A 22,487-nucleotide genomic window follows, 5' to 3' on the forward strand; every position below is an offset into this window, starting at 1 on the left:
AGCGGAATCGGTCCGATCGGTCGGGCGTGCGCTTCACCCCCACACCACGCTTCGCAAGTGGACGTACGGACGGCCGTCCGGGTCGTCGTCGACCTGTGCGTGGACCTCGTAGACCTCGGCGATCCGGGCCGGTGTGAGCACCTGTGCCGGTGAGCCGGCGGCCACCACCCTGCCGCCGTTCAGCAGCACGATCCGATCGCAGAACCGCGCCGCCAGGTTGATGTCGTGCAGGGCTGCTATCACCGTCGGCGGGCCGGCCGCCAGCCGTTCCAGCAAGTCCAGCTGGTAGCGGACGTCCAGGTGGTTGGTCGGCTCGTCGAGCAGCAGCACCTGCGGTTGCTGCAGCAGGGCACGGGCGATGTCGACCCGCTGCCGCTCCCCGCCGGACAGAGTCGACCAGCGCCGGTCGGCGAAGCCGGCCAACCCGGCGTCGACCAGTGCCTGCTCGGCGGCGGCGACGTCCCCGGCCGAGCCGGCCGCCAGCAGCGGCCGGTGCGGGATCCGGGCCAGCAGCAGCACGTCCAGCACCGACATGTCCGCATCGGCCGCCTGCTGCTGGGTGACCACGGCGAGCCGGCGGGCCAGTGCCCGGCGCGGCATGGACCGGGTGTCGACCCCGTCGAGCAGCACCCGGCCGGAGTCGGGTCGCTGCAGGCCGGCGAGCACCCGCAGCAGGCTGGACTTGCCGGAGCCGTTCGGGCCGAGCAGCCCGACCAGGGTGCCGTCGGGCGCGTCGAGGGTGACGTCGGCGAGCAGCGGCTTTCCGCGTACCGCCCAGGTGATCTTCTCGGCGCGGATTCTCATGTCGGCGCCTGCCGGCGGCGGATGAGCAGCGCGAACGCCGGCACCCCGAGCAGCGCGGTGACCACCCCGACCGGCACCTCCTGCGGCGCGAACACCGTTCGGGCGGCGGTGTCCGCCCAGATCAGGAAGGTGGCACCGATGACGGCGCAGGTGGGCAGCAGGATCCGGTGCCGGGAACCGACCAGGTAACGGGCGGCGTGTGGCACGGTCAGCCCGACGAAGCCGATCGCGCCGCTGGCCGCGACCAGCACCGCGGCCAGTAACGCGGTGGTGCCGAACAGCAGCGCCCGCACGATGACCGGGGAGAATCCCAGCGACTGGGCGACGTCGGTGCCGAACGCGAACGCGTCCAGCGCCGGGGTGGCCGCCCAGCAGATCAGCAGCGCCCCGGCGGCCACGGCTGCGGCCAGCGCCACCGTCGACCAGCCGGCCATGGTCAGCGAACCGAGCAGCCAGAAGGTGACCCCCCGGGTCTGCTGCGGTGACGCGGCGGAGACCACGATCAGGCTGGTGACGGCGGCGAACAGTTGGCCGACGGCGACCCCGGCGAGCAGGATCCGGGACGGTTCGGTCCACCGTCGACCGGCCAGGGCCAGGGTGGCGAGGAACGCGGCGACCGCACCGGCGAACGCGCCGCCGGTGAGCGCACCGGCGCCGACGCCGAGCCCGAGGACCAGCACCGACACCGCGCCGGTCGAGGCACCGGCGGAGATGCCCAGCAGGTACGGGTCGGCGAGCGGGTTGCGGGTCAACGCCTGCAGCACCGCGCCGCAGACCGCCAGCCCGCCGCCGACCAGCCCGGCGAGCAGCACCCGGGGCGTCCGCAGGTTCCACACGATGCTGTCGGCCAGTGCGGGTAGCGGTTCCAGTGGCAGCCCGAGGTGTACGCCGTGGGTGCGGAACACGTCGGTGACGGTCAGGTCGGCGGTGCCGATGGTGGTCGCCCCGGCGACGCTGAGTGCCAGCACCGCGAGGGCGAGGACGAACACCGGTGTCCAGGTGGTCGGCGGTGTCCGCCAGGGGGTGCGGGTCATCGTCGGGCGAACACCACGTGGTCGTCGAGGTACTGCCAGACCGTGCCGACCTCGGTGAACCCGGCGGTACGCAGCGCGGCGAGATGAAACTCCAGTGGCGCGTCGGGCGGCTTCGGGCGGTCGGCGAACCGCCGTTGCCGTTCGGCGACCAGCGCGGCGAGGGCCGGTACCCGGGCCGCTTCGGTGTGCCAGTCCTGGTAGCGCAGCGCCCCGGCGGCGAAGCCGGCCTGCTGGGTGCGTTCGTCGTGCCGCTGTGCGACCGCCGCCAGCGTCGGATGCTCCGGCCCGAAGTGCAGGTGGTCGGCGTTGAGCAGGATGCCGCCGGGACGCAGCAGCCCGGCGGCGGTGGTGTAGACGGCGAGCAGTTGTGTCGGGGTGAGCCAGTGCAGGGCGGTGGAGCTGAGCACCGCGTCGACCTGGTCGACGCCGAGCCGGTCGGCCCAGTCGTCGGCGACCAGGTCGACGTCGCGTACGTCGATCCGGTCGCCGTGACCGGCGAGTGCCCCGGCGGCGATGCGCAGCAGAACCGGGTCGTAGTCGACGGCGACGCACCGGGCCCGGGGCAGCGCGGCGAGCACCCGGTCGGAGATCGCTCCGGGCCCGCAGGCCAGGTCGAGCACGGTGATCGGCCGGTCACCGAGGTGCAGGCTGAGCAGGTCGAGCAGCACCTGGAAGCGGTTTTCCCGGTAGGCGACGTACGCGGACTGCTGGGTGTCCCACAGGTCGAGCAGCCGCCGCGCCTCGGCGGGGTCGAGCGGCGGCGCGGTGGTCGGGTCGGGTGCGGGTTCGGTGGTCAGGTCGGTCACTGGTTCAGCTCCTTGAGGCCGGCGGCGACCGCTTCGACGGCGGTGACGCTGCGTACGGACGGGTCCATCGACGAGCCGGGGACGGTGATGAACCGGCCGGCCTTGACGGCGTCGAGTGCGGCGGTGGTCGGGTTGCTCCGCAGGTAGTCGATCTTCGCCTGGGCGCTGTCGCCGTCGCCGCCGCGGGTCAGGTCGGCGAGGACGATCACGTCGGGGTTGCGGGCGGCGATCTCCTCCCAGTTGCCGGCCGGCCAGGTCTGCTCGGCGTCGCCGTAGGCGTTGGTCACCCCAAGTTCGGCGCTGATGGCGGCGGGCACCCCGCCGGCTCCGGCGACGTACGGGGTGGCGGTGCCGGAGTAGTACCAGAGCAGGTCGGTGTCGGCCGGGGCGTCGGCGGTCGCGGCGGTCGCGGCGGCCAGCCGGTCACGCTGGTCGACGACGACCTGCTCGCCCCGCTCGGCGACGCCGAAGATGGTGGCGATCTCGGTGATCTCGGCGAAGATGCCGTCGAAGTGGAATTCGGTCTCGCCGGTAGCCGGGTCCTCGCAGGCGAACCGGGACAGGTAGGCGGGGACGTCCAGGGCCGCGAGGTCCGCGCGCGGGCCGGCGGCGTCCGGGCCGTACGCGGAGGTGAAGGTGGAGTAGACGAAGTCGGGTGCGGCGTCGAGGACGGCTTCGCGGTTGGGGTAGAGGTCGGCGAGTACCGGCACGGCAGCGTAGTCGGCGGCCAGTTCGGGCAGCACCGGGTCGGTCTGGTAGCTGGTGCCGATCATGTGGTCGGCCAGCCCGAGGCTGAGCATGATCTCGGTGGCGTTCTGTTCCATGGTGAGGGCGCGGCGCGGCGGTTCGGTCACGGTCAGCGTGGTGCCGCAGTTGGTGATCTCGACGGCACCGGCTTCCGGGGACGCAGCGGCCTCGGCATCGACATCGGGGCTGGCGGTGGCGCAGCCGGACAAGCCGACCGTCAGCACCACCGCTAGCCCAGCGAAAACGGTAACGGTTTTCATGTCGGCAAGCTAGCACGGCTCCGCCGCAGGTCAACCAGGGGGTACGGGCTCCGAACGCACCGCCGGCGCTGAGTTGTGAGTCAGGAACCTGGGACGAACCGGACCCGGAACAACGCCGGCCAGTACTTGCCGGTGATCAGGAACTCGTCGGTGCCGGGCACCGCCGCGATGCCGTTGAGCACGTCCACCCCGGCCCGCTCCGCACCGGCCAGCAGCCCACCGGCGTCGACCTCGGCGACGACCTGCCCGGTCGCCGGGTCGATCCGGACAATCTCGTCGGTCCGCCAGACGTTCGCCCAGACCTGGCCGTCGACGCATTCCAGCTCGTTGATGTCACGCAGCGCCGTACCGGCGCGGGTCACCGTGACCGACCCGATCTGGTCGAAGGTGGCCGGATCGCGATAGGTGAGCCGGTCGGTGCCGTCGCTCATCACCAGCCGGTCCGCCGCGTCGTCGTGGCAGATGCCCCAGCCCTCGCCGTCGTAGGTCACCTCGCGCAGCACGTCGAGGGTCTCCCGGTCGCGCTCGTACGCGACGCCCTCCCGCCAGGTGATCTGCCAGATGCGCGACTCGAGCACGGTGATGCCCTCGCCGAAGACGGTCTCCGGCAGACTCACCCGGCGTCGTACCGTGCCGCTGGCCGGGTCGACGACCCGCAACTCGGACTCGCCGTACTGGCCGGTGCCCTCATACAGGTCCGAACCGACCAGCTCCAGCCCCTGGGTGAACGCCACCGTGTCGTGCGGGTAGCGGGCCAGCACCTCCACCCGCAACTGTTCGACGGGCACGACCGCCGCAGAACGACCATCGACGAGCGGCACCGTCGCCGGCCCGGCGGACCGCGACCCGGCATATGCCGCGGCGGCGGCCACTGCGACGGCGGCCAGCACCACCACGCCCCGTCGCCGACCCAGCATGCCACCCACCTCCGCTCTGCGCACGGCTGCACCCCCGCGTACGGCTCCGGTCCGCCGTCGGGTCGTCGACAAGTGTCGCGCACCGGCGGCCGGGTGTCCGCACCCGGCGGACGGGCCGGGACGCCCGAGCCGGCCAGCGCGTGTCGATCATGAGCCGGCCGGGGTCACCTCGACCACGATCTTTGACCGGGGATGCTCCTCGACGAAGTACCGCACCGCCTCGGCCGCGCGGTCCAGCGGAAACGTCCGCTCCACCGGGAGGACCATCCGGCCGGCCTCGATCAGCTCGGTCAGCTCCCCCAGCGGCTGCCGCCCCGGCCTGGCCAGGAACCCGGTCACCCGTTGGCTGACGAACGGCGCCCAGACCTTCGACCGCAGCAGCCGACCCACCGGGCCGAACCAGCGGCTACCCGTACCGCCACACAGGACCAACGTCCCGCGCGGGGTCAACGCCCGCCGGCAGTCGGTCAGCCGGTGCCGACCTGCCACGTCGAAGATCAGATCCCACTGCCGGCCCGACCTGGTGAAGTCCTCCCGGGTGTAGTCGATCACGTCGTCCGCGCCGAGCGAGCGCACCAGGTCGACGTTGCGGTCCCGGCAGACCCCGGTGACCTCGGCACCGAGCGCCTTGGCGAGCTGCACCGCGAAGGTGCCGACCCCGCCGGAGGCCCCGTTGACCAGCACCCGTTGACCGGGCTGGAGCCGGCCGTGGTCCCGCAACCCCTGCCAGGCGGTGACCCCGGCGAGCGGCACCGTCGCCGCCTGCACCGGGGTGACGTTGGCCGGGGTACGCCAGGCCCGGTCGGCGGGGACGGCGGCGTACTCGGCGAAGCTGCCGCTGTCGATCTCGGCGTACACCCGGTCGCCGGGGCGGAAGTCGGAGACCGCCGCGCCGACCGCGACGACCTCGCCGGCGACGTCGCGCCCGCGCACCTTCGCCCGCGGGGCGGACAGGCCGAAGGCCAACCGGGCGAGGTACGGCTCACCGGCGACGAACACCAGGTCGGCATAGTTGATCGAGGCGGCCTGTACCCGTACCAACAGCTCCTTGTCCGTGATGGACGGACACGGCAGCTGCCGCACGGTCAGCACCTCGGCGGACCCGTAGCGGTCCTGGACGATCGCCCGCATGGTGTCGGTGACCGGGGTGGTCCGACCGGCGCTCATTCGACGGTCCGCAGAATCTGCTCGATGGCGCTGGTCCGGGTCCGCAGCTCGGCCAGGTCGGCCGCGACCCGCTGCTGCGTGTCGACCGAGTTCTCAGCGAGTTGCTCGTAGCGGCGGACAAGCTGACGCATCGCCTCCTCCTGGCTGGCGAGCAGCTTCGTCTTGCGGAACTCGTGCAGAGAGGCGACGACCACCACGATCAGGAACACGCCGAGGGTCAGTACGCCGAGGATGAACACGACATCTGGCCAGGTGTTGCCGCCCTCGGCGGCGAAGACGTACATCAGGACTTCTCCTTACGCGCGGGGCCCGCTGCCGACGGGTCCGGTCCGGTGAGGGTGGTCGCCGCCGCGGCGAGCGTCGACGGGGTCAGGTGCAGGGTGAAATCGGCAACCTCGTAGTACTTCATGGCTTTTCCGTCCTCGGACAGCTCGAGACTCCCGACGATCAGGCCGGCGGCTTCCAGCCGCTGCAGGTGCATGTGCAGCAGCGGACGACTGATGCCGATCTCGCGGGAGAGGTGACTGACGTAGTCCCGACCGGCGGCGAGCCGGCCGAGGATCCGCAGCCGCAGCGGGTTGGCCAGCGCCGCCAGCTTCTCGACCAGATCGTCACCGGAGGGCGTGGCCGATGTCATCGCTCTCCTTCATGTGTCATGTTTATCTGACAGGTGAAAGCGTAACAGGTCGGGACCACCCCGCCAACGGACGCTGAGCAGTCGCAGTCGTCCGGCCACGCGAACGTCGGTGCCCGGCTGGCCTAAGGTCGACCCATGGCCAGCATCTCCTGGGCGGATTCGTACCTCGGGCAGCTACGGGCGCTGGCCGGCGACCGTACCCTGATGTTCGTCGGTGCCCGCTGTGTGGTCCGCGACCCCGACGACCGGGTCCTGCTGATCCGGCGGTCGGACAACGGGCTGTGGGCGCTACCGGCCGGCGCGATGGAGCTCGGCGAGTCGATCGCCGGCTGCGCCGCCCGGGAGGTCTACGAGGAGACCGGGCTGCGGGCCGCCGGGGTCACCCCGTTCGCCATGCACACCGGGGCCGACTACACCTTCACCAACATGTTCGACGACACGTACCAGCTCTTCGTGGTCTGCTTCCGGGTCGACGGCTTCGCCGGCGAGCTGCTGACCGTCACCGACGAGACCACCGACGCCGGGTTCTTCGCACACGCCGAGATGCCGGCCCCGTTGGCCGGCACCGTCGGCGAGACCCTCACCGATCTGGCCGCCTTCGAGCACTCCGGCCAGCTGGTGTTGAAGTAGACCCGGACGCCTGCGGGCTATCCGGCGAGGTCGGCGGAGGTGGTCTGCGACTCGACCTCGCCGCGCAGCTCCCGGTCCGGCAGCACCAGCGTGATCAGCACGGCGACAACCGCGACCAGGCCGGTCACCAGGAACACCGTGTGCAGCGACTCCACGAAGGCGTACTGGATGGCGTCCCGGACCGGGTCGGGCAGCGCCAAAATCACCGCCGGCTGGTCGATCGAGATCTCCGCGCCGCCGGCGGCGGCGATGTCGGCGGCCTGCTCCGGCGGCAGCTGGGCGATCGCGGCCGGCATCCGGTCGGCCAGCTCACCGGTCAGCCGGGCGTTGAGCACCGCGCCGAGGATCGCGACCCCGAACGAGCCACCGAGCGTCCGGAAGAAGGTCACCGTGGAGGTGCCGGCACCCAGGTCGCGCAGCGGGATCGCGTTCTGCACGGCGAGCACCAGCGACTGCATGGACAGCCCGAGCCCGACGCCGACCGCCACCATCACCAGGAACGCCTGCCAGAGCGGGCTGGTCACCTCCAGCTGAGTGAAGAGCAGACCACCGGCGACCAGCGCCCCCGAGCCGGCCACCGGGAACCACTTGTACCGGCCGTACCGGGTCATCGCCCGTCCGGCGGCCACCGAGGTGACGATGATGCCGGCCATCATCGGCAGCATCAGCAAACCACTGGCCGTCGGTGAGGCGCCCTTGACGATCTGCAGGTAGAGCGGGATGAAGATGATCGAGCCGAACATGGCCAGACCGAGCACGAAGCCGGCGGCGTTGGCCAGCGCGAAGGTCGGTTCCCGGAACAGCCTCAGCGGCAGGATCGGCTCGGCGACCCGGGACTCCTGGACGAGGAAGAGCGCAGCGAGAACCACGCCGACGGCGAACAGGCCGATGATCACCGGAGAGCCCCAGGCGTACTCGCCGCCGCCCCAGCTCAGCGCCAGCAGGATCGCGCTGACCCCGGCCACCAGCAGGGTCGCGCCGACCCAGTCGATCGCGTGGTCCCGGCGCCGGAACGGGATCAGCCGCATCACGTACCAGCAGATGACCATCGCGATGATGGCCAGCGGCACGTTGATGTAAAAGATCCAGCGCCAGTTCGTCTCCGCGAAGTAGCCACCGGCCAGCGGCCCGGCCACCGACGACAGGCCGAAGACCGCACCGAACAGGCCCTGGTAGCGCCCGCGGTCGCGGGGCGACACCACGTCCGAGATGATGGTGAACGCCAGGGTCATCAGGCCGCCGGCACCGAGCCCCTGCAGGCCCCGGGTGACGATCAGCTGGGGCATGTTCTGCGACATGCCGGCCAGCAGCGAGCCCAGCAGGAACATGCCGATCGCGAACAGGAACACCGGTCGGCGGCCGATCAGGTCGGCGGTCTTGCCGTACAGCGGCGTCGACGCGGTGGACGCCAGCAGGTACGCGGTGACCACCCACGAGTAGTGGTTGATTCCGCCCAGTTCACCGACGATGGTGGGCAGCGCCACCCCGACGATGGTCTGGTCGAGTGCGGCCAGCAGCATGCCGGTCATCAGGCTGGCCATCAGCAGCAGGATCTGCCGGCGGCTGAGTGCCGGCGCGACCCGCTCCTCGGTGGTCGTCATTGCGGTGTTTCCCCTTCCCCCCGCGGACAGCGATCCGCCGGATCGGTGCCCCCGTAGCGGGTGGTGATCGTCTCGTTGAGCCGGGTCAGCAGTCGCCCGAACTCGCTTATCTCGGCCGGTGTCCAGTCGGCCAGCAGGTCCCGCATCGCGCCCACCCAGACGGCCCGATTGCGGGTGTAGATCTGCACGCCGAGCTCGGTCGCCGCGATCACGCTGGCCCGCCGGTCGGTGGGATCCGGCGTCCGGGTGGCCAGCCCGGCCGCCTCCAGTGCGGCGACCTGGCGGCTCACCGTGGACAGGTCCAGGCCGAGTCCGTCGGCGAGCACGCTGAGCCGTGCCGGCCGGTCGCCGGCGATCCGCACCAGCAGGGTGTACGCCGCCCGCTCCAGCGGCGGGTCGAACCGCAGCCGTTGGTAGAACATGTGCACGGACCGGTGGAAGACGCCGAACTGCTTGCCGAGGGCGATGAGCTCCGCGTCGGGACCGGTCGGCGGGTCGGTGTGCACCGCCGATCTCACCCCATCCGATAGTTGCTTGCTACAAGCATTCTGCCATGCCGGGGCGGATAGCCAACCGATTTACCTGTGATCCCCGACATGTACCGACCCGCACGTTTGACCGCGCCCGTCCCGGGCACCCGCTGCCCCATGCGGCCCTCGTCCAACGACCAGCGGCACCGCACTGGCAACGACCAGCGGCACCGCACCGGCCTGGCTGGCCTCACCGGTCCCGCTGGCCCCGCCGTCCCGGCTGACGGCACCGGCCCTGCCGACCTCGTCGAGCGGTGGTCCGGCCGCCCCGTCCTGGTCGTCGGGGACGCGATGCTCGACGAATGGCGGTTCGCCACCTCCACCCGACTCTGCCGGGAGGCACCCGCCCCGGTGCTCACCCTGGACCGGCGCCAGATCGCCGCCGGCGGTGCCGCGAACACCGCGGTCAACCTCGCCGCGCTCGGCGCCCGCCCACTACTGGTCGCCCCGATCGGCGTCGACCCGGTCGGCGACCAGGTGGCCCGCTGCCTGCACCAGGCAGGCGTGCAGGACCGGATGGTCGCCCAGCCGGGCACCCGTACCCCGGTGAAACGCCGACTGCTCGCCGCCGACCAGATCCTGCTCCGCGAGGACGACGGCGGGCCGGCCGGTCCACTCCCCGCCGAACAGGTCGAACGGCTGCTCGCCGCGCTCGTCGCCAGCACCGAGGAGATCCGCCTCGACCACGCCGAGCCGGATGTCGACGGCACCGGGGCGCATCCCGACGGGGCCCGGCCCGACCTGGTCATCTGCGACTACGGGCTCGGCGCGCTGCCCGACCGGATCCGGCAGTGGCTGATCCGGCACCGGGACCGCTACGGCACCGTCGCCCTCGACACCCACGACCTCACCCGGTGGGCCGGGCTGCGGCCGACGCTGATCACACCCAGCATCGCCGAGGCCGCACCGGCCGTCGGCCAACCCACGCCCGACCGCGACCGGGTCGCCGCCGCCCGGCGACTGCTGCCCCGGCTGCACGCCGCCACCGGGGCGGACCTGGTGGCAGTTACCCTGGACACCGACGGCTCGGTGGTCGGCGACCGTAGTGGCGCCACGCACCACTGCCGTACCGAACCGGTCGCGGCCAGCCGGGCGGTCGGCGCCGGCGACGCCTATCTGGCCGCTCTCACCCTGTCGGTGGTCGCCGGTGCCACCCTGCCGGTCGCCGCCGGACTGGCCCAGCTCGCCGCCGCGCTGACCGTACGCGACTGCGGCACCTGTATCTGCCACCGTGACGCGCTGACCGCCGCGCTGAGCGAGTCGTTCCCGGCCGCAGCCTCGGGCGGCGGCCGGCGGGTCACCACCCCGGCTGCGACCCCGGCCGCCGGGACCGACCCCGCCAACCTCGTCGAGCAGGTACGCGTACAGCGTGCCGCCGGAGCCCGGATCGTCTTCACCAACGGCTGCTTCGACGTGCTGCACCGCGGTCACGTCGGCTACCTGGCGGAGGCCGCCGCCCTCGGCGACCTGCTGATCGTCGCCGTCAACTCGGACCACAGCGTGCGGCGGCTGAAAGGGCCGGACCGGCCGGTCAACCCGGTCGAGGACCGGGTCGCCGTGCTCGCCGCGCTGACCAGCGTCGACCACGTGGTGGTCTTCGAGGAGGACTCCCCGGCCGGGCTGATCGAGCGGATCCGGCCGGACGTCTACGTCAAGGGCGGCGACTACCCGCCGGACATGGTGCCCGAAGCGCCGCTGGTCCGCCGGCTCGGCGGGGCGGTGCACATCCTCGGCTACGTCGCGGACCGGTCCACCTCGGCGGTCATCAACCGGATCCGGTCGGCTGCCGCCCCGGCCGGCCCGGCCGGCGGGCGGGCTGGCCGGCCCGGAACGCACCCGACACCCGAAGCACACCAGGAACTCGAAGCACATCCGGAAGGAGCCCGATGAGCCGACCGCTGCCGCCCGGGGACCCGGTCGAGTTCCGCCGCAACCGGCTGCTCGACGTACTCGTCCCGACCCGCAACCGACCCGCCGAGCTGGCCGCCACCCTCGCCGGGCTCGCTGCACAGGACGCCCCCGACGGGTTCGGCGTGGTGATCAGCGACCAGTCCGACGGCGGACCGGCGTGGGCCGACCCGGCCGCCGCCACCATGGTCCGGGCGCTGCGGCACACCGGTCACCCGGTGCTGCTCACCCGGCGGCTGCCCCGGCACGGGCTGGCCGAGCACCGGGCGTACCTGCTCAGTCTCTCCACCGCCCGGCTGGTGCTGATGCTCGACGACGACGTCTGGCTCGCCCCCGGCACGGTCGACCGGCTGGTCACCGCGATCGCCGAACTGCGCTGCGGCTTCGTCGGCAACGCCGTACACGGATTGTCCTACCTGGATGACGTACGGCCGCAGGACCACGACGGGTACGTCGAATGGGACGGCCGGCCGGAGCCGGAGCGGATCCGCCCCGGTACGCCGCAGTGGTCGCGCGCCCGGCTGCACTCGGCCGCCAACCTGCTGCACGTCACCGAGCGGCTCCAGCTGGGCGAGGGCCAGTGGCGGGCGTACCGGGTGTCCTGGATCGGCGGGTGCGTGCTGTTCGACCGGGCCAAGCTGGTCGCCGCCGGCGGTTTCGACTTCTGGCGTCGGATGCCGGTCGACCACCAGGGCGAGGACGTCGCCGCCCAGCTGGCGGTGCTCAGCCGCTACGGCGGTGCCGGCATCGTGCCCAGCGGCGCGTTCCACCTGGAGTCGCCGACCACGGTCACCGACCGGCGGGTCGAATGCTGGCAGCTGCTGCTCGACGAGGAGGACGCGGCCGGGTGCGCCCCGGCGGCGGCCGACAGCGGGTCACGGCATCAGCGGCAGGAGGTCGGACCGTGACGGTACGGTTGGTCCGCCCGACCACCACGATCTGGCAGTTGGACGTGGCGGTGCTGCGTACCCTCGTCGAACTGCTGCCCGACGGCGAGGCGGCGCTGCTGGTCGACGCGCTGCCGCCGCTGCTGGCGATGGCGGCCCGTCCGGACCCGGAGCACCGCCCGGACCCGGAGCACCGCCCGGACCCCGAGCAGCGGCCGGAGCGGTTCGACGCCGCCGAGCTGGTCCGGCGGGTCCGTCGGCGGACCGGCCGGTACGACGCCGACGACCGGACGGTTCGCGACGGTGTGCGGTCCGCGTTGGACCGCGTCGTGGGCTACTGCCCGGCCGGGGTGCTGTACCGGGTGCAGCTACCGTTGCCCGACGACGTCCGGAAGTTGTTCCCCCCGCCGGTTCAGGTGCACGCCGCCGGTGCCGGCTGACTCCCCCCAGCCGCCAGACACCGCAGGGGCCAGCTCCAGCACCGCGTCGACCACCTCGGCGACCGGCACGTCGGTCACGAACGACTCCTGATGGCCACAGCTGTCCCCGCCGCCCCGGGCCGGGAAGCCGACCGTACTGACGTCCATCCCGCACACCGGGCAGTGGATGGTGAACGCGGCCAGCGGGCGGTGCCGGCCACGTACCGGCGGGGCACCGTTGAGCAGGTTGCCGATCCAGTAAATACCGACCGTCGGCGCGCCGACCGCCGCCGCCAGGTGCAGCGGGCCGGTGTCGTTGGCGACCAGCACCGCGCAGCCGGCCAGCAGCCCGGCCAGGCCGCCCAGGCTCAACTCGTCCACCACGGTCCGCACCGGCCGGGCCGTCGCCACACTGACCTCGGCGACCACGTCCCGCTCCAGGCCGGTGCCGGTCACCAGCACCTCGAAACCACGGTCGGTCAGCGCGTCGGCGACCGCCGCGAACCGGTCCGCCGGCCACCGTCGGCGCGGGTCGCTGGCCCCCGGATGCAGCACCGCCCTGGGCTGCCGGGCCGGGCCGAGCACCCGGTCCGCCTCGGCCCGGTCGGCGCCGGTCACCGGCACCGTGGGCTGCAGCGTCACCGGTTCGGCGCCGACCAGCCCGGCCACCTCCAGATAGCGGAACACCTCCGGCTGGTAGTAGACGTACCGGATCCAGCGGTCCAGCGGCGGCGCGTCGGCCGCCCGCAGCCCGGCGGTGACCCGCGCCCCCAGCGCCGCGACCAGCGGATTGCTGTTGCGGCCGCCGCCGTGCAACTGCACCGCCAGGTCGAACGACTCACGCCGGGCCCGGTCCAGGAACTGGCTCATCGTGACCGGCTCGTCGTCGGACTGCGCCGCCCGGATACCGTCCGCGGCCGGCACCACCAGCACCCGGTCCACCGGGCCCGGCCGGTCGGCCACCGGCCGGGCATCCAGCCAACGGGCATGCCAGGGCGCGCCGAGCAGCACCAGCTCCGCCTGCGGGTACGCGGCCCGCAACGCGGTCAACGCCGGTACGGCGAAAATGAAGTCACCGAGCGCATTGGCGCGCAGCACCGCGATCCGGTGCACGTCCGGCACCAGCCGGTCACCGGCCGCGTCGGCGGTCAGGCCCAGCGTGGCCGGCCGGGCCGGTTCGGCGTCCAGGTCCGGCGTGGCCGGTCGGGCCGGCTCGGCGGTCATCGGGCGGTGCTGGCCTGCTGCCGCTGCGGGTCCGCCTCACCCGCGTACGGATGGTGCATCTCCCGGTCGGCGGCCGGATCGATCTCCTCGGCGGCGATCCCGGCACCGTCCGTGGTGATCCGGACCTGTTCGGCGCGGCCGGACCGGGCAGCGGCCGAACCGGCAGTCGGCTGCTGGTGCTGCGGCCGGCCCACGGTGATCGACCGGCGGCCGCCCGGCTCGGCCCGGGGCATCGTGACGGTGAGCAGTCCGTGGTCCATCACCGCGTCCATCCGGTGTACGTCCACCCCGCTGGGCAGGCGCAGCCGGTACTCGAAGCCGCGCTCGGTCGAACCGGTGTCCGGTAGCCCGTTGTCGACGTTGACCTCCTGCTCGGACCGGCCCCGCAGGCACAGGTCCGCGCCGTCGATCTCGACCGCCACCTCCTCCGGTGCGACGCCGGGCAGCCGGGCGACCACCCGCCAGCCGTCGTCGGTGTCCAGCAGCTCGACCTCGGGTACGCCGGCGTCGCCGCCGAAGACCCGGCCCAGCTCCGACCAGAGCGACTGCAGACTGCCGATCGGATCCCAGCCGCGTTCCTGCATCTGGTCGCGGGGTTGGCTCATCGGACACCTCCCGTGCGGTTCGGCCGGGCGGGAGGGTGGACCCGCCCGGTCAGTGGGGCAGCATCCCCGGCGCGTACCCGCGGATCGGGGCGGCAAACCCGGTGCGGCGCCGGCGCTCGGCGGCCGGGGCTAGGGCCGGGCTTCGGCCCGGACCGGCGGCGGCGGGGCCGGGCCCGGGGTGGGTTAGGGTCGTTGCCGTGGCGGAACTCGATGTCATCACCGAGCGGTCGGATCCGGCCGTCCAGCGAATCATCGACGTCACCAAGCATTCGCGATCCGTCGTGCGGACCGTGCTGATCGAGGACGCCGAGCCGCTGGTGCAGGCAATCCACGCCGGGCTGGAGTTCATCGAGGTCTACGGGGTGCAGACCAGCCCGCTGCCCGACGAGGTGATCACCGCATGCCGGCGGGAGGGAATCCCGGTCCGCCTGGTCGCGGCCCCGATCATGAACGACCTGTTCCGGACCGACAAGAAGCCCAAGGCGTTCGGGATTGCCCGGGTCCCGAGACCGTGGAGCTTCGACGAGCTGTCCCGTACGACCGGCGACCTCGTCGTCCTGGACGGGGTGAAGATCGTCGGCAACATCGGGGCCATCGTGCGGACGTCGTTCGCGCTCGGCGCCGGTGGCATCGTGCTGGTGGACAGCGACCTGACCACCATCGCGGACCGGCGGCTGATCAGGGCCAGCCGGGGTTACGTCTTCTCGCTGCCGATCGTGCTCGCGTCGCGGGCCGAGGCGACCGGCTACTTCCGGCGTACCGGTATTCCGTTGATCGCCTTCGACGCCGACGGTGACCTCGCGGTCAGCGATCTGCGTGACGCGGACGAGCAGCTGGCGCTGCTGCTGGGGAGCGAGAAGACCGGTACGTCGCGCTCCTTCGAGAGCGTTTCCCGCCATTCGGTGTCGATCCCCATCGACCCGGCCGCGGAGTCGCTGAACGTCTCCGTCTGCGCCGGGATCGCACTCTACGAGCGTTACCACTGGAACCTCGCCGACCGGCGGCGCCCGCCACAGGTTCCGGCGCCTAACCAGCAGCAGCCCGCCAAACGCCGGGCCAGAAGGCCTGCGTCGTCGTCCGGCGGGCCGGGCCGGCGCCGCTGAGTCGTCTCAGCAGGTAGGTTTCGACCCGGGCATTCTTCACATTCGCCGGCAGCAATGCGGCTGCTCGGCATCCGCGGCGCGGACATTGACGAGTGGTCCCGCACCCGTCTGGTGGGAGCCGCGTGGAAATCACGCCCCCGCCATGGCCTGACGAGTTGGTGGTGGGGCCGGGGCCGGACCGGCCCCACCACCGGTCAGAGCCGACGGGTCGAGGCGGGGTTCCGTGGCCGGCGCGGCGTTGGCCGGCCACCGCCACTGGGCCGGGCCGGGCCGGCCAGCTGCCACAGGGAGGCCCACTCGTGTACGTCGAGGTCCTTCGGGAGCAGGTTCGGCCCCACCCGGTTGGCCCGCATCCAGTCCTGCAGGTCGGGTCGGCTGATTCGCCCCGACCGCTGGATGATCTCCGCGAGGCCATGTCCTCGACCGGTGAAGACCGTCCGGACGAAGTCCTGGTAGCCCTTGCGGTCGGTCACCAGCGGAGTCTCCCGACGAACGATGGTAAACAGTCCACCGTCCACCGAGGGCACCGGCCGGAAAGCTCGCGCCGGCACCCGGGAGTGCAACTCGAAGTCGTACCAGGGCCACCAGCTCGCGGTCAGCAGCGTCGCGCCGCCGACACCCGCCCGGCGGCGGGCCACCTCCCACTGCACCAGCAGCACAGCCGCGTGCCAGTGGTCGGCGGCGAGCAGGGTCCGGATGATGGAGGTAGTCATGTGGAAGGGGACGTTCCCGACGACCACGTGGGGATGCTGGGGAAACCGGAAGCGCAGGATGTCGGCGCAGACCACGGTGACGTTCTCCGGGGTCTGTCGGCCCAACCGCTTGGCGCGCTTGGGGTCGATCTCCACGGCGGTCACTTCCCTGTCCTGCCGGCTCAGCGGAAGGGTGAGGGCGCCGTCGCCGGCTCCGATCTCGACGATCGGGCCCTCGGTCCGGGCGACGAGGTCGGTCAGATCGGTGACCACCGAGCGGTCCACCAGGAAGTTCTGGCCGAACTCGTGTCGTCCGACGTGCTCGTGGTAAGGCATGTGCGTGCTCCGCGATTATCGTTTCGGAGCCGGTCGGCTGGAGATAACCGCACCGGCGGTGAACCGTTACGCGGCGGAGCTCATCGAGAAGAGCGATAGTCCGCCGCTATACGCGGCGGAACCTGATGAAACACACAATACCCATGCCCGGCACTATACCCGACTCTGCGCAACACGTGGGCCCGGACGCGGCGCAACCGCCGGGTACGTCGGTTTCTTCACATTAGTCGCCCGCGCCGCCGCCGATCTCCGTCAGCGGAGAAAACCGCGTCGTACCCCCCACCCGTCAGCGATGTCGGTCTCCATCTGGTTCAACCGCGCGGTCACGGCCTGGTCGAATCCGTCCAGGAAGTACTCGTCGTCCGCCTGGGGGGTGACCGTCGCGCCGCTGGTCACGAAGGACTCCGTCACCTCGGTGAGGGTGGTGTCCGGCCCCACCGTTCCGATGCGGTAGCGGTCCGCCCCAGCCAGGCCGGGGAAGCCCGCCTCCCGATAGAGGTAGACGTCCCCCAGCAGATCCACCTGCACCGACACCTGGGGGTGCGCGGTGGGCCGCATGGTCTCCGGCCGGATTCGGACCAGTTGCACGTCGGCGCCCATCATCAGGCTGTGCAGGGCGTAGCCGTAGTCGACGTGCAACGTCGGGGTACGCTGCGCCGCCTTCTCCCGGAACCGGTTCAACTCGTCCTGGAGTTCGGCACGCTCGTCCGGGGAGAGCTTCCCGTCCGGCCGGCCACTGTAGTCCTCGCGTAGGTTGATGTAGTCCAGTGGGCGGTCCGGTGCCGCCTCGTTGAGCTCGACGATGAAGTCGACCAGCGCGCTCAGCCGCCCGGCGCGGCCGGGCAGGACGATGTAGCTGAGCCCGAGGCGGATCGGCGCCTCCCGCTCGGCGCGCAACTGCTGGAACCGCACGAGGTTGTCCCGGACCCGGCTGAACGAGCCCTGCTTGCCGGTGGTGGCCTGGTACTCCTCGTCAGTCAGCCCGTACAGCGACGTCCGGATGGCGTGCAGGTCCCACAGGCCCTGCTCACCCTTGAACTTCTGCTCGGTCAGCGCGAAGGAGTTGGTGTAGAGGACGATCCGGAAACCCCGCCCGGCTGCCCGGCTGACCAGGGCGCCGAGTCCGGGATTGGTGAGCGGTTCCAGGCCTCCGGAGACGTACATCGCGTCGCGGTTGCCGGCGGGAACTTCGTCGATGACAGCCGCGAACATCTCGTTTCCGCCGGACAGCGAGGAGGCCTGGTACCGGGCACCGGTGACCCGGACGCAGAAGTGGCAGCGGAACATGCAGGTAGGCCCGGGATATAGACCGACAAGATGCGGGAACGTCGGCTTTCTGGCGAGCACGGCGTCGAAGGCACCCGCCCTTTCCAGGCTCAACACGGTGTTCGTCCAGTAGCGGCCCGAGGGGCCGTTCTCGACGGCGGACCGCAGCGCCGGGATCCGGGTGAACAGTTCCAGCAACCGCTCGAAGCCGGCCCGGTCCACGCCGAGTTCGTGGCGCGCCTGTTCGAGCGGCACGAAGGGTGCGTTCCCGTAGATGCGCGCGAGTGCCGCCAACCGGTGAGCGGTCGGGCCGATCTCGGCCGGCGGCACGAGCCCGGTGCCCGTCACCTCCTCGTGCAGTGCCTGCGCTACCGCCGTCAGATCGCTGCCAGGTATCGCGGAGTTCGTCACGGACATCTCTACCGTCATGGGCCCTCCCCCACGTTCATCCGGTACCGGTCGGTCAGCCGGCCGGCACCACGCCCTGTCCACCGGCCCCGGACTGCTGGTGCCACCGGGCGGTCAGTTCGGATCCCCGGGTGGCCGCCAACCGCACGATGTTGCACACCCTGCGGATGTCCTCACGGGAGATCATGGATCCGGTCGGCAGCGCCACGACCCTCGCCGAGAGGCGCTCGGTATGCAGCAGGTGCAGCACCTCCTGCCGGGACCGGTACGGTTCGATCTGGTGGCACGGCGGGGAGAAGTAGCGCTGCGCGACGACGTTCTCCGCCCGCAGCAGTTCGACGAGCAGGTCCCGGGGGAGCCCGGTGATCTCCTCGTCGATCTCGACGATCACGTACTGATAGTTGTGCCGCTCATCGGGATCGATCTCGATCACGCTGAGGCCGGGCACCCGGGCCAGCTCGCTGCGGTACTGCTCGTAGTTGTCCCGGTTGTGGCGGGCCACCTCGGGGAACGCGTCGAGCGAGGTGAGCCCCATGGCGGCGGACGCCTCGCTCATCTTGGCGTTGGTGCCGCCGGCCGCGCTGGGGGTCCGCAGGTTGAAACCGAAGTTCGCCAGGCTGCGGATTCGGTGGGCCAGGTCGTCGTCGTCGGTGACGATCGCCCCGCCCTCGAAGGCGTTGACCACCTTGGTCGCGTGGAAGCTGAACACCTCCGCGTCGCCGAAGCTCCCCAAGGGTCGCCCCTGCGAGGTGCAGCCGATGGCGTGGGCGGCGTCGAAGAACAGCCGCAGACCGGTGTCGGCGGCCAACTTCTCCAACGCGTCCACGTCACAGGGGCGCCCCCACAGGTGGACGCCGAAGATCCCCGACGTGCGGGGGGTCACGGCGGCGGCCACCGCCGCCGGGTCGATACCCCCGGTACGCGGATCGATGTCGCAGAAGACCGGCTCCAGGCCGAGCCACCGGACCGCATGCGCGGTTGCGGCGAAGGTCAGCGACGGCATGATCGCCTCGCCGGTCAGCTCCGCCGCGTGCACGAGCAGTTGCAGGGCCACCGTCGCGTTGCAGGTGGCCACGCAGTTACGGACCCCGGCCAGGTCGGCCACCCGCTCCTCGAACTCCCGCGCCAGCGGCCCGTTGTTGGTCAGCCACTGGTTGTCCAACGCCCAGGACAGGCGGTCGAAGAACCGCGTCCGTTCGATCCGGTTGGGCCGCCCGACGTGGATCTGCTGGAGGAAGCTGGCGTGCCCTCCGAAGAGCGCCAGGTCCCCGAGATCGCGCTTCATGGTCCTGCCTCCTTCCGCGGTTCACGGCTGCGTCCGGCCCCGGGCGCCCCCGGACCCGGCTCAGGTCCTGGCGTACTCGCCCAGATCGGCGGCCAGGTCGGCGGCCACCCTGGCCCGGAGCACGGTGCCGTCGGCGGTGTGCTCCTCCGCCAGCACCTCGCCGTAGGCGTGGATCCGTGCGACGAGACCACCCGCGGTGTACGGAATCAGGACGTCGACCTGCACCTCCGGATGCGGCAACGCGGTGCCGACGGCCGCCCGGAGCGTGTCGATGCCCTGCCCGGTACGGGCCGAGACGACGACGTGCCGGGGCTCGGCCTCCGCTAACGCGGCCAGAGCCGCCGGGGTGGCCGCGTCGGCTTTGTTGACCACCACAAGCTCCGGCACGTCGCCCGCGTCGACGTCCCGGATGACCGCGCGGACCGCAGCGAGTTGCTCCAACGGCGCGGGGTGCGAGCCGTCCACGACGTGCAGCAGCAGGTTGGCCTCGGCTACCTCCTCCAGGGTGGAGCGGAACGCCTCCACCAGGTGGTGCGGCAGGTGGCGGACGAACCCGACGGTGTCGGTGATGGTGTACGCCCGACCGGCCGGGGTGATGGCCCGACGCACGGTCGGGTCGAGGGTGGCGAAGAGCGCGTTCTGCACCAGCACGCCGGCCCCGGTGAGCCGGTTGAGCAACGAGGACTTCCCCGCGTTGGTGTAGCCGGCGATGGCGACCGACGGGATGCTGCTGCGCCGCCGCTCCTGGCGCTTGAGTTCCCGGCCGGTCCGCATCTCGGCGATCTCCCGACGGAGCCGGGCCATCTTCTCGTGGATCCGCCGCCGGTCGGTTTCGATCTTGGTCTCGCCGGGTCCTCTGGTGGCCATGCCACCACCGCCGCCACCGCCCATCTGCCGGGAGAGCGACTGACCCCAGCCGCGCAACCGGGGCAGCATGTACTGCATCTGGGCCAGTGCCACCTGCGCCTTGCCCTCGCGGGACGTGGCGTGCTGAGCGAAGACGTCGAGGATCAGCGCGGTGCGGTCCACCACCTTCGCGTCGACGACCTGCTCCAGGCGTACCAACTGGGCGGGACTGAGTTCACCGTCGCACACCACCGTGTCAGCGCCGGCCGCCCGGACCATGTCCCGTAGTTCCCGGGCCTTGCCGGACCCGAGGTAGGTCCCCGGGTCGGGCCGGGCACGGCGCTGGATCACCCCGTCGAGCACCATCGCTCCCGCCGTCTCAGCCAACGCCGCCAGTTCGGCCAGGGACCGTTCGGCCTCGTCGAGCGTGCCGGCGGTCCAGACCCCGACCAGCACCACCCGCTCCAGCCGGACCTGCCGGTACTCGACCTCGGTGACGTCGGTCGTCTCGGTGGACAGGCCGGCGACCCGCCGCAGCGCGGCCCGGTCGTCCCGGTCGAGTTGCGCGCCGTCGACGTCCCCGGCGCCCGGCCGGACATCGGCGCTGTCCATCAGGGCGTCAGCCGTCGCCGAGTACCGAGGGCGGTGCGCTGCGGAGGTCATCGGGGTCCTTAGCAGGTCGGTGGGGGCGGCGGGTCGCGGGTAGGACCCGACAGGGCTGGAACCCGGGGGGCAGGACCGACACCTGCCGCACATCACGACGATTGCCGATCTCCTAGAAGGTTTCCGGAGAGTGGCGCGGGATGCGAGGTTCGCCGGTCACACATTTCGCTGCAGTCCGGGCCGTGAGGTGTGGTGGCGTCACCGGGTACCGGGACCGCAATCGACCGACACTCTCGGATGTACACCCAACTACGTTCGGTACGCAACCACCATCGATGGTCAAGTGTGGTTCCAACTCACCTGGGCAACACCGGGCCACCGGGCGATCGTGGGACGAGGGCCGGGCCCTGGCCGTGATCAGCGCATCGCCCCACCAGCAGCCGGAGGAGAGTGCCGATGCCCGACGTCCAGGAGAAGAGCCGAACGCGACGGGCCGATCTGGACACGGTGTCCAGGGTGTGCGGCACCCTGCTGGCCTCGCTGCCCCGCGCCGACCAGCGGCGCAAGGGCGAGATGTACGTCCGGGGCCTGCTGACCTCACCTGGCCGCAAGACCATGCGCAACCTGGCCACCAGCACCGACGATCCGGCGGCGGCGCAGAGCCTGCACCACTTCATCAGTTGCTCCACCTGGGAATGGACGATCGTCCGCGCCTCCCTCGCCCGCCATCTGGACCGGCTGCTGTCGCCCCGGGCCTGGGTGGTGCGGTCGATGTTGGTGCCGAAGACCGGCCGGCACTCGGTCGGGGTGGAACGTCGGTACGCGCCGGCGCTCGGCGAGACGGTGAACAGCCAGCAGAGCTACGGGCTCTGGCTCGCCTCGGAGACGGCCGCCGCGCCAATCAACTGGCAACTCTCCATCAGCAAAGGGTGGCTCCAGGACAACCGGACCCGGATCCGCGCCACCGTCCTTGCGGACGAGGACGGCACGACCGGCGACGGAGCGGCGGTGCAGGCAGTCCTGAAGGCCGCGGCCTGGGGCATCGAGCCGCGTCCGGTGGTGATGGACGCGCGGTACTCGGCGCTGCCCCCGCTGGTGGAGGCGTTCACCGCGGCGGGGTTGCCGTTCCTGCTGCGGGTCAGCGGGGGCTGCACCCTGCTGGCCGCCGGGGTCGGCCAGGGCAAGACCCGGGTCTCGGCGGCCTCCGCCGAACACCTGCTCGGCCTGGCGCGGGCCCAGCGCCGCCCGGTGGAGTGGATCGACCCGGCCAGCCCTGGGGCCCGGCGCACCAGCCTGGTGGCGCCCTTGCAGGTGTACTGGCCGGGTACGCCGGACGCCCGCCCGCCCGGCTCGTACGCCGGATCCGCCGCCGGGTCGATCCGGACGGCCGCCCTCGGGCTACCGTTGACGCTGCTCGGCACGTGGCAGACGTACGAGCGCGGGGTACGGCAGGTGTGGCTGACCAACATGACTGGCGCCGGGTACGGCCCGCTGCTGCGGCTGAGTCGGCTCACCCGCCGGGTCGAGGCCGATTTCTCCGACATCAGCCTCGACGTCGGGATGCAGGACTTCGAGGGTCGGTCGTACCCGGGCTGGCACCGGCACGTGACCCTCGCGTCCGTGGCGCACGCCCTGCGGATGCTGGGGCACCAGGAGGCGTCGGTAGGCCCGTCCGGCGGCCCGGGTGCCGCCCACCGGGCCGGGAGCGGGGCCTAGTGCCGCGTCAGGCAACGTTGGCCCTGTTGACTACCTCGCGTAGGCGTTCGTCGGCG

21 protein-coding genes and 1 pseudogene are annotated in these 22,487 nt (G+C 71.9%); 6 read left to right on the plus strand and 16 right to left on the minus strand.

The window, feature by feature from the left end:
- Positions 1 to 33: 33 nt before the first annotated feature.
- The 8 genes from ACFHW1_RS26830 to ACFHW1_RS26865 all read right to left on the minus strand — a co-directional run bounded on the left by ACFHW1_RS26830 (position 34) and on the right by ACFHW1_RS26865 (position 6,372).
- Positions 34 to 804: an ABC transporter ATP-binding protein gene (locus ACFHW1_RS26830; protein ID WP_416616417.1), complete on the minus strand. Its 771-nt coding sequence runs from the start codon at positions 802 to 804 to the stop codon at positions 34 to 36.
- A complete protein-coding gene (locus ACFHW1_RS26835; protein WP_416556479.1) occupies positions 801 to 1,838 on the minus strand; it encodes a FecCD family ABC transporter permease in 1,038 nt (345 codons plus the stop codon). The genes ACFHW1_RS26830 and ACFHW1_RS26835 overlap by 4 nt, the downstream gene beginning before the upstream one ends.
- On the minus strand, positions 1,835 to 2,644 hold the full coding sequence (locus tag ACFHW1_RS26840; protein WP_416616418.1) for a class I SAM-dependent methyltransferase: 810 nt from the start codon (positions 2,642 to 2,644) through the stop codon (positions 1,835 to 1,837). Before ACFHW1_RS26840 ends, ACFHW1_RS26835 begins: the two co-directional genes overlap by 4 nt.
- Entirely contained in the window at positions 2,641 to 3,651 is a 1,011-nt protein-coding gene (locus tag ACFHW1_RS26845; RefSeq protein ID WP_416556477.1) for an ABC transporter substrate-binding protein, read from the minus strand. Before ACFHW1_RS26845 ends, ACFHW1_RS26840 begins: the two co-directional genes overlap by 4 nt.
- 80 nt (positions 3,652 to 3,731) lie before the next feature.
- Positions 3,732 to 4,568 carry a glutaminyl-peptide cyclotransferase gene (locus tag ACFHW1_RS26850; protein ID WP_416556476.1) on the minus strand — a complete coding sequence of 279 codons (837 nt, stop codon included), beginning with the start codon at positions 4,566 to 4,568 and terminating at the stop codon, positions 3,732 to 3,734.
- Positions 4,569 to 4,715: 147 nt separating this feature from the next.
- Positions 4,716 to 5,699, minus strand: coding sequence for an NAD(P)-dependent alcohol dehydrogenase (locus tag ACFHW1_RS26855; protein WP_416569036.1), 984 nt, complete (start codon positions 5,697 to 5,699; stop codon positions 4,716 to 4,718).
- A 32-nt stretch (positions 5,700 to 5,731) separates the two neighbouring features.
- Entirely contained in the window at positions 5,732 to 6,019 is a 288-nt protein-coding gene (locus ACFHW1_RS26860) for a hypothetical protein (protein ID WP_278173392.1), read from the minus strand.
- Positions 6,019 to 6,372, minus strand: coding sequence for an ArsR/SmtB family transcription factor (locus tag ACFHW1_RS26865; protein WP_281552041.1), 354 nt, complete (start codon positions 6,370 to 6,372; stop codon positions 6,019 to 6,021). The genes ACFHW1_RS26860 and ACFHW1_RS26865 overlap by 1 nt, the downstream gene beginning before the upstream one ends.
- 135 nt (positions 6,373 to 6,507) lie before the next feature.
- Here ACFHW1_RS26865 and ACFHW1_RS26870 point away from each other — a divergent pair, with 135 nt between their 5' ends.
- The gene (locus tag ACFHW1_RS26870) at positions 6,508 to 7,002 is read left to right on the plus strand and encodes an NUDIX domain-containing protein (RefSeq protein WP_282233348.1); all 495 of its coding nucleotides are present in this window, start codon (positions 6,508 to 6,510) and stop codon (positions 7,000 to 7,002) included.
- A gap of 17 nt (positions 7,003 to 7,019) precedes the next feature.
- Here the strand turns inward: ACFHW1_RS26870 and ACFHW1_RS26875 are convergent, their stop codons facing one another.
- Positions 7,020 to 8,603, minus strand: a complete 1,584-nt coding sequence (locus ACFHW1_RS26875) for an MDR family MFS transporter (protein ID WP_416556474.1) — start codon at positions 8,601 to 8,603, stop codon at positions 7,020 to 7,022.
- Positions 8,600 to 9,121, minus strand: a complete 522-nt coding sequence (locus ACFHW1_RS26880; RefSeq protein WP_416556473.1) for a MarR family winged helix-turn-helix transcriptional regulator — start codon at positions 9,119 to 9,121, stop codon at positions 8,600 to 8,602. Before ACFHW1_RS26880 ends, ACFHW1_RS26875 begins: the two co-directional genes overlap by 4 nt.
- Before the next feature lie 129 nt (positions 9,122 to 9,250).
- Here ACFHW1_RS26880 and rfaE2 point away from each other — a divergent pair, with 129 nt between their 5' ends.
- The 3 genes from rfaE2 to ACFHW1_RS26895 are packed head-to-tail and all read left to right on the plus strand — an operon-like array spanning position 9,251 to position 12,368.
- Positions 9,251 to 11,023, plus strand: coding sequence for a D-glycero-beta-D-manno-heptose 1-phosphate adenylyltransferase (gene rfaE2, locus ACFHW1_RS26885; protein ID WP_416616420.1), 1,773 nt, complete (start codon positions 9,251 to 9,253; stop codon positions 11,021 to 11,023).
- Entirely contained in the window at positions 11,020 to 11,949 is a 930-nt protein-coding gene (locus ACFHW1_RS26890; RefSeq protein ID WP_416556471.1) for a glycosyltransferase, read from the plus strand. The genes rfaE2 and ACFHW1_RS26890 overlap by 4 nt, the downstream gene beginning before the upstream one ends.
- A complete protein-coding gene (locus ACFHW1_RS26895) occupies positions 11,946 to 12,368 on the plus strand; it encodes a DUF2267 domain-containing protein (protein ID WP_416616422.1) in 423 nt (140 codons plus the stop codon). The genes ACFHW1_RS26890 and ACFHW1_RS26895 overlap by 4 nt, the downstream gene beginning before the upstream one ends.
- A gap of 30 nt (positions 12,369 to 12,398) precedes the next feature.
- Here ACFHW1_RS26895 and ACFHW1_RS26900 read toward each other — a convergent pair.
- Positions 12,399 to 13,571 (minus strand): annotated as a pseudogene (locus ACFHW1_RS26900) (glycosyltransferase family 9 protein); the annotation flags it as partial.
- Entirely contained in the window at positions 13,568 to 14,176 is a 609-nt protein-coding gene (locus tag ACFHW1_RS26905) for an Hsp20/alpha crystallin family protein (protein ID WP_416569023.1), read from the minus strand. The gene ACFHW1_RS26905 and the pseudogene ACFHW1_RS26900, both read right to left, overlap by 4 nt.
- A gap of 197 nt (positions 14,177 to 14,373) precedes the next feature.
- Between ACFHW1_RS26905 and nshR the strand changes: the two genes are divergently transcribed.
- Positions 14,374 to 15,279 carry an NshR/TsnR family 23S rRNA methyltransferase gene (gene nshR / locus ACFHW1_RS26910; RefSeq protein WP_416569024.1) on the plus strand — a complete coding sequence of 302 codons (906 nt, stop codon included), beginning with the start codon at positions 14,374 to 14,376 and terminating at the stop codon, positions 15,277 to 15,279.
- A 194-nt stretch (positions 15,280 to 15,473) separates the two neighbouring features.
- Here nshR and erm read toward each other — a convergent pair whose 3' ends face one another.
- From erm to hflX, 4 genes are all read right to left on the minus strand, one after another.
- Positions 15,474 to 16,307, minus strand: coding sequence for a 23S ribosomal RNA methyltransferase Erm (gene erm, locus ACFHW1_RS26915; RefSeq protein ID WP_416569025.1), 834 nt, complete (start codon positions 16,305 to 16,307; stop codon positions 15,474 to 15,476).
- A gap of 252 nt (positions 16,308 to 16,559) precedes the next feature.
- Complete coding sequence (gene desII, locus ACFHW1_RS26920) at positions 16,560 to 18,002, minus strand: dTDP-4-amino-4,6-dideoxy-D-glucose ammonia-lyase (RefSeq protein WP_416569026.1); 1,443 nt, start codon at positions 18,000 to 18,002, stop codon at positions 16,560 to 16,562.
- Between the two features lie 34 nt (positions 18,003 to 18,036).
- Positions 18,037 to 19,266: a dTDP-4-dehydro-6-deoxyglucose aminotransferase gene (locus ACFHW1_RS26925; protein ID WP_416569027.1), complete on the minus strand. Its 1,230-nt coding sequence runs from the start codon at positions 19,264 to 19,266 to the stop codon at positions 18,037 to 18,039.
- A gap of 60 nt (positions 19,267 to 19,326) precedes the next feature.
- On the minus strand, positions 19,327 to 20,724 hold the full coding sequence (gene hflX / locus ACFHW1_RS26930; protein WP_416569037.1) for a GTPase HflX: 1,398 nt from the start codon (positions 20,722 to 20,724) through the stop codon (positions 19,327 to 19,329).
- 447 nt (positions 20,725 to 21,171) lie between these two features.
- Between hflX and ACFHW1_RS26935 the strand changes: the two genes are divergently transcribed.
- On the plus strand, positions 21,172 to 22,431 hold the full coding sequence (locus tag ACFHW1_RS26935; protein WP_416569028.1) for an IS701 family transposase: 1,260 nt from the start codon (positions 21,172 to 21,174) through the stop codon (positions 22,429 to 22,431).
- Positions 22,432 to 22,487: the final 56 nt, after the last annotated feature.

It is taken from the genome of Micromonospora sp. LOL_014 (assembly GCF_048060245.1).
Lineage (GTDB): Bacteria > Actinomycetota > Actinomycetes > Mycobacteriales > Micromonosporaceae > Micromonospora_E.

Excerpts from the sequence above, each read along its gene's own strand:
- ACFHW1_RS26890 (WP_416556471.1), top strand. The coding sequence starts at position 11,020 with ATGAGCCGACCGCTGCCGCCCGGGGACCCGGTCGAGTTCCGCCGCAAC.
- ACFHW1_RS26935 (WP_416569028.1), top strand. The coding sequence starts at position 21,172 with ATGCCCGACGTCCAGGAGAAGAGCCGAACGCGACGGGCCGATCTGGAC.
- ACFHW1_RS26830 (WP_416616417.1), bottom strand. The coding sequence starts at position 804 with ATGAGAATCCGCGCCGAGAAGATCACCTGGGCGGTACGCGGAAAGCCG.
- ACFHW1_RS26860 (WP_278173392.1), bottom strand. The coding sequence starts at position 6,019 with ATGTACGTCTTCGCCGCCGAGGGCGGCAACACCTGGCCAGATGTCGTG.
- ACFHW1_RS26925 (WP_416569027.1), bottom strand. The coding sequence starts at position 19,266 with ATGAAGCGCGATCTCGGGGACCTGGCGCTCTTCGGAGGGCACGCCAGC.
- ACFHW1_RS26835 (WP_416556479.1), bottom strand. The coding sequence starts at position 1,838 with ATGACCCGCACCCCCTGGCGGACACCGCCGACCACCTGGACACCGGTG.
- ACFHW1_RS26855 (WP_416569036.1), bottom strand. The coding sequence starts at position 5,699 with ATGCGGGCGATCGTCCAGGACCGCTACGGGTCCGCCGAGGTGCTGACC.
- ACFHW1_RS26850 (WP_416556476.1), bottom strand. The coding sequence starts at position 4,568 with ATGCTGGGTCGGCGACGGGGCGTGGTGGTGCTGGCCGCCGTCGCAGTG.
- ACFHW1_RS26845 (WP_416556477.1), bottom strand. The coding sequence starts at position 3,651 with ATGAAAACCGTTACCGTTTTCGCTGGGCTAGCGGTGGTGCTGACGGTC.
- ACFHW1_RS26905 (WP_416569023.1), bottom strand. The coding sequence starts at position 14,176 with ATGAGCCAACCCCGCGACCAGATGCAGGAACGCGGCTGGGATCCGATC.
- ACFHW1_RS26865 (WP_281552041.1), bottom strand. The coding sequence starts at position 6,372 with ATGACATCGGCCACGCCCTCCGGTGACGATCTGGTCGAGAAGCTGGCG.
- hflX (WP_416569037.1), bottom strand. The coding sequence starts at position 20,724 with ATGGACAGCGCCGATGTCCGGCCGGGCGCCGGGGACGTCGACGGCGCG.
- erm (WP_416569025.1), bottom strand. The coding sequence starts at position 16,307 with ATGCCTTACCACGAGCACGTCGGACGACACGAGTTCGGCCAGAACTTC.
- ACFHW1_RS26870 (WP_282233348.1), top strand. The coding sequence starts at position 6,508 with ATGGCCAGCATCTCCTGGGCGGATTCGTACCTCGGGCAGCTACGGGCG.
- desII (WP_416569026.1), bottom strand. The coding sequence starts at position 18,002 with ATGACGGTAGAGATGTCCGTGACGAACTCCGCGATACCTGGCAGCGAT.
- ACFHW1_RS26875 (WP_416556474.1), bottom strand. The coding sequence starts at position 8,603 with ATGACGACCACCGAGGAGCGGGTCGCGCCGGCACTCAGCCGCCGGCAG.
- rfaE2 (WP_416616420.1), top strand. The coding sequence starts at position 9,251 with ATGCGGCCCTCGTCCAACGACCAGCGGCACCGCACTGGCAACGACCAG.